This is a genomic window from Aeromonas sp. HMWF014, from assembly GCF_963878295.1.
GTDB classification, from domain to species: domain Bacteria; phylum Pseudomonadota; class Gammaproteobacteria; order Enterobacterales; family Aeromonadaceae; genus Aeromonas; species Aeromonas popoffii.
This window is the reverse complement of sequence record NZ_CAWNYS010000153.1, coordinates 1-5,379: the sequence shown is the minus strand read 5'-3', so window position 1 is coordinate 5,379 and position 5,379 is coordinate 1. Positions and strand designations below refer to the sequence as shown.

The window sequence follows — 5,379 nt, the reverse complement described above, 5'->3', positions numbered from 1 at the left end:
CTGGGGCTGGGGAAGTCATGACTTGCTGGCTGATTTGGGCAACAACGCCTCTGTACACCCTTCAAATGTAAATAAAGGAAAGGAATTAGAATATCTTCTTCAAACATAGATAACTCATGTTTGTGATGCTTTTGAGACTCATATATTCATGGCATCCATCCTCGTTGCTACTCGACTGCGTATATCGCCACGGTAAGCCCCCTGCCTGTCCCCACATTTTTCAGCTCACTTACACCTATGAAGCTCGTAAACCTGGCGTAAAAAAAGATTGTCGAGATGGCCTTCAACGGCTCAGGTGTCGGTGTCACCGCTCGCATCCGCTACATTGGCATTTACACCGTGCCGCGCGCCTTAAAAAACTCGCATCAAGGCAAGTAACTACCGAAAACGTTGTGTTGGATGATGCGGCGCTTATCTGTGTACTGATGATGGCGTAAACGGTTTTGCGCTTCACTGGGATTATATAGTAATGCCTCAGTACATAACGATTACTGAGGCATTTATATTAGATAAATAGCCTAGGGCTATCGTTGATTATTATGTACGAAAGCTACCAATCAAACCCTGCAGTTGGCTAGCAAGTCTCGTCAATTCATCACAAGCTTGAGACATTTGATTCGCTCCAGCGGAGACATCTTCTGCCGCAACGCTAATATTTGAGATGTTACGATTCAACTCCTCACTTACTACTTCTTGCTCTTCTGTTGCTGTTGCGATTTGGGTGCTCATTTGTGATATTTCGTTTGTTGCCAGACGAATATTGGCGATCACAGTGCCAGCTTCTTGAGCCTTTTCGACTGTATCATGTACAATCGCTTGACTAAGTTGCATGGTCTGGCCGGCGTGCGAGGCTCTTTGTTGTAGCTCTTGTATAATTGTATTTATTTTTGTGGTCGAGTCTTGAGTCTGCTTTGCTAATGTACGCACTTCATCAGCCACAACAGCAAATCCACGGCCTTGTTCACCAGCCCTTGCGGCCTCAATTGCTGCATTAAGGGCTAATAAATTAGTTTGTTCCGCAATACCTTGGATTACATCCAGTACAACACCAACATTATGACTATTTTCATCAAGTTGATTAATTACCAACGCTGTTTTTTCAATAGATTCAGCAACACTCTCTATGCTTGCAATTGTATTAATTACAGTTTCTGAACCATGTTCCGCCGAACGGCTCACTAATGTCGCAGTGTTGGCAGCATCCGAGGTATTTCTTGACACTTCTTTAACTGTTGCTTGCATTTCATTCATAGCAGTAGCAAGTTGATGAAGTTCATTTTGCTGTTTATTCATGCTCTCAGCAGACAATTTTGCTACCGCACTAATTTCCTCCGCAGAGGAACTTAACTGCACAATAGAACCAGAAACCTCACTTACTAGTTTATGTAGATTGCTTTGCATTTTAGAAATGCCCGATGCAAGCATGCCTATCTCATCGAGATTAAACTCTTCTAACTTGACCGTCTTTGTAAGATCTCCGTTAGAGACTGCATCAACTATTGTAAGAAGCGCGTTAATCGGTGTTTTAATTTGGCGATTTAAATACCACATAACAAAAAACATGAATATAATACATACAAACCCTAGTATAGTACTATTTCGCATGGCTGAATCATAAACCAATTCAGACTCTTCATTAAGGGTATGGCCTACCCGTACATTTATATCATCCAGCTTGTCAGCTAACTGGAGAACATCATTTATACTTGAAATATCGCGAAAAATCATATCCACTTGATGCGTATCATTGCGTATCATTGCATTGTAATATGCTTCCAGTGAGGATAAATATTCTTTCCCCATCTTGTTTAACTCATGAAAAACAGCCTCTTCTTCAGGTGAGTTAAAGTCCAAAGCTAGATAGTTTTGAGCGGCGGCATTATAGGTCAACTGTAAATTTTTAACTTGTTCTTTCCGAGAAATGATCTCCGGCTGATTTCCTTTATAAAAATAAATCGTTGCAGCCAGCTGACTTCGCCTTGCACTCTGTAAAGTTTTCTGCATAGTTCCAGCATAACTAACAGATGGCAAAAGATTTTCAGCCATTACCGTTGTTATTTCGTCAAGATGAGATATTTTTGATACCTCATACGACATAAGACTTAATATAAATATACCCACCAAGCCTAATGCACCGAATAATTTCTGCCCAATTGTTAACCGTTTTAACATGTAGACCTCTTTTTATACATGACATTGTTTCCATCTGAGTGTTTGGTTTATTAAATTCTCATGCATTATCTTTGTTATATGAGAATTAAAATGCAGAGCTAATAAATAAGAAATGCACCTATTACAACATAACCATGCTTTAAGATGGCAAGATTAAATTACCACTACTGCTCTTTACCCCTAGCAGATATTAATCACACGGCATTTTATATTGAACATAGCAGAACAACATAGTTTAAAATGTGACTTGCCGCAACAATTTACTATTATAAAGACGTTTTTTAGAATCAGGGAAGGTACGAATGAGTTCCTTATATGGGTTGGCAGTTCCCATCCGGAGCCAGGTGATGCCTCCAATCAGTTGAAGTGATGTTTTTCGATAAAGGCGCAGATGACTTTCTCGTGGATTTCAAAGATCGAGAAAAACAGATGGTTTTACGGGCCCGTCGCTTAAGGCACGTTCTGAGCGTCAGGTTGTTACGCTCAATACGCTGGATGAATATTTTCCGGTCAGATGTATCTCGGCATGGTTAATGGGATGGTCGCCTCTACCCAGAGCGGCATCTAAAGTGTGAATTGCACCTTCTTTACTTCCGCCAGCCCGTCATCTGCGCCATACACACCATAAATAAACAGGCTCTGCCTGATGTGGCAGAGCCTGTTGTACCAACGCAATCCAAACCGAGTGATTTACAACGTCTTGCCGTCGCTTGCGATCACCGATTGATACCAGTGGAAGCTCTCTTTCTTGATGCGACGCAAGGAGCCGCCCTGCTCATCGCGGTCCACATAAACGAAGCCATAACGCTTCTGATAGCCGTTGAGCCAGCTCAGGATGTCGGTGAAGGACCAGGCGCAATAACCAATCAGTTCAACCCCGTCTTGCAGCGCCTCCTGACAGGCGATGAGATGACTCTTGAGGTAGGCGATGCGGTAATCATCGTCCACCTTGTCACCCGCCCCCAGTTGGTCAAACTCGCCGAGGCCATTCTCGGTGATCATCAGCGGCAAACCATAGCGGGAAGAGAGGCGGCGCAGGGCGATACGCATCCCGGTCGGGTCGATGGCCCAGTCCCAGTTGCTGGTTTCCAGATGCGGGTTGGGCGCCGTTTTGTAAAGACCGGGAATGCCGCTCGAGGGGGTGGTGCCCTTCTGCCCTGTGGTGTTGATGCGCTGCAGGGTCTGGCCGCCCAAGGGGTTATCGGTGTAGGTCAGGGTGTAGTAGTAGTTGACGCCAATATAGTCGGGCGTGCCTTCACGCAGCAGCGCTAGATCGCCGGGCAGGATCTCAGGCGCCTCGCCGTTTTCACGCAGATAGGCAAGCGCCGCCTGGGGATAACGGCCGAAGCAGTAGGCATCCAGCCACCAGTAGCTGGTGAACTCCTCGGCATTTTCGAACGCCAGCATGTCTTTGGGGTCACACGACGCCGGATAGGCAGGCGAATAGGCGAAGCTCGGGCCGATCAGGCCGTTTGGCACATACTGGCGAAACGCCTTGATCACCCGGGCATTGGCCAGAAATGCGATATGGTTGGCAGCAAAGAAGCGCTTGCGGTCTTGCACTGCGGGCGGATGGGTGCCGAGCTGATAGGCGTTGGTCAGGTTGTAGTTCTGCTCGTTGAGCGACACCCAGTACTTCACCTTGCCGGCAAAGCGCTGATACAGCGTCACGCAGTAGCGCTCGAAATCCTCGATGATGCGTCTGTCTTCCCAGCCGCCGTACTCCTCTTGCAGCGCTTGCGGCAGATCCCAGTGGTAGAGAGTAAGCACCGGCTCGATCTTGTGCGCCAGCAGGGTGTCAATCAGCTTCTCGTAGAAGGCTAGACCCGCTTCGTTCACCTCACCCCGGCCGGTGGGGAAGATGCGCGGCCAGCTCACCGAAAAGCGATAGGCCTTGAGCCCCATCTCGGCCATCAGCGCCACGTCCTCCTCCATGCGGTGATAGTGATCGACCGCCACGTCGCCGTTGCTGCCCTCAAAGGTCTTGCCCGGCAGCTTGGTGAAGAGGTCCCACACCGAGGGCCCCTTGCCATCGGCATTCCAGCCCCCTTCCACCTGATAGGCGGCGGAGGCGGCGCCCCACAGAAAATCTTTCGGGAAGTCGTTGAGCGTGTGGTGATGCATCTGGTGTTGCTCCTTCTGCGCTGATGGTTCAGCCATCTCTGATACGTCGACGCCCCCATACAAGGCGCCCCAAATAAATTGGCATAAGCATCGAACAGTTCTAAAATTCCGTCCAATGACAAATGTGGCCATTCAACATTCCCAACAGGAATGAAAGGAGCTGTGGTGGAGCTACGGGATCTGAAAGCCTTCGTGACCTTGGGGGAGGTGTTGCACTTCGGTCAGGCGGCGGTACGCCAGCATGTCACCCAGTCGGCCCTGAGCAAGCAGATAAGGCGGCTGGAGGAGGAATTTGGCGGTGAGCTGTTCGAGCGCAACGCCAGCAGCACCCGCCTGACCGTGCTGGGGCGGGCGCTCTATGAAGATGCCAGCGCCCTGGTAGCCCAGAGCGAACAGCTAGGGCGCACCGCTCGCGACGCGCTGGCAGGCAACAGCGGCACCCTGCGCGTCGGCTTCGGGGTTGCCACCAAGATACTGGTGCCCGCCGCCATCGCCCGCTTTCGCGCCGAGCGCCCGCAGGTGACCATAGAGCTCAACGACCTCTCTACCCATCACCAGTTGCTGGCCCTGAGCGAAGGCAGGCTGGATCTCGGCTTTTGCCGCCTGCCTGCCCCCAAGGGGTGGCACTGTCTGCCTGTGGTGCAAGCGCACTTTGTCGCGGTACTGCCCGCCAGTTACAGAGAGGTACACGAGCTGGCGGATCTGGTGGACAAGCCACTGGCCATTCTGCGCCGGGACAAGGCGCCCTCGTTTTACGACAACCTGATGCACTACCTGGCCCAGAGCGGAGTGCGCTTTCGCGATATCCAGTACGTGAATGACTTCGCCGCCGGGGTCGCCACCGCAGCCGCGGATATCGCCTGGACCCTGGTGCCCTCCTCCACCACCATAGAGCACCCGGATGTGCTCACCCTGCCCCTGCGCGAAGCCGAGGCAAGCTGGACGATCGGTCTCATTCGCCCGCCCCACGGCAAGGGCCCGCTCATTGATGCCTTCTGGCAGATTATCGCTACCATGACGGCGCCAGCGGTCGAACCGGATTAACCTCTGCCCCCCCCCCCGCAACCTCTCCCTCCCGGGAGA

Annotated in this window: 3 protein-coding genes and 2 pseudogenes; 2 read left to right on the top strand and 3 right to left on the bottom strand. The window is 50.5% G+C overall.

Annotated features, from left to right (window positions below):
- Positions 1–125 precede the first annotated feature (125 nt).
- Positions 126–425 (top strand): annotated as a pseudogene (locus AAC083_RS22935) (IS1-like element transposase); the annotation flags it as partial.
- Positions 426–537: 112 nt separating this feature from the next.
- Here AAC083_RS22935 and AAC083_RS06150 read toward each other — a convergent pair.
- The 3 genes and pseudogenes from AAC083_RS06150 to AAC083_RS06140 all read right to left on the bottom strand — a co-directional run bounded on the left by AAC083_RS06150 (position 538) and on the right by AAC083_RS06140 (position 4,296).
- Complete coding sequence (locus AAC083_RS06150) at positions 538–2,172, bottom strand: methyl-accepting chemotaxis protein (protein WP_108536089.1); 1,635 nt, start codon at positions 2,170–2,172, stop codon at positions 538–540.
- A 357-nt stretch (positions 2,173–2,529) separates the two neighbouring features.
- Positions 2,530–2,678, bottom strand: a pseudogene (locus AAC083_RS06145) (IS1 family transposase); the annotation flags it as partial.
- Positions 2,679–2,862: 184 nt separating this feature from the next.
- Entirely contained in the window at positions 2,863–4,296 is a 1,434-nt protein-coding gene (locus AAC083_RS06140) for a glycoside hydrolase family 1 protein (protein ID WP_108536088.1), read from the bottom strand.
- Positions 4,297–4,461: 165 nt separating this feature from the next.
- Here AAC083_RS06140 and AAC083_RS06135 point away from each other — a divergent pair, with 165 nt between their 5' ends.
- Positions 4,462–5,340, top strand: a complete 879-nt coding sequence (locus AAC083_RS06135; RefSeq protein WP_042034921.1) for a LysR family transcriptional regulator — start codon at positions 4,462–4,464, stop codon at positions 5,338–5,340.
- Positions 5,341–5,379: the final 39 nt, after the last annotated feature.

Coding starts and splice junctions, on each gene's coding strand:
- AAC083_RS06150 (WP_108536089.1), bottom strand. CDS start 2,172: ATGTTAAAACGGTTAACAATTGGGCAGAAATTATTCGGTGCATTAGGC.
- AAC083_RS06140 (WP_108536088.1), bottom strand. CDS start 4,296: ATGCATCACCACACGCTCAACGACTTCCCGAAAGATTTTCTGTGGGGC.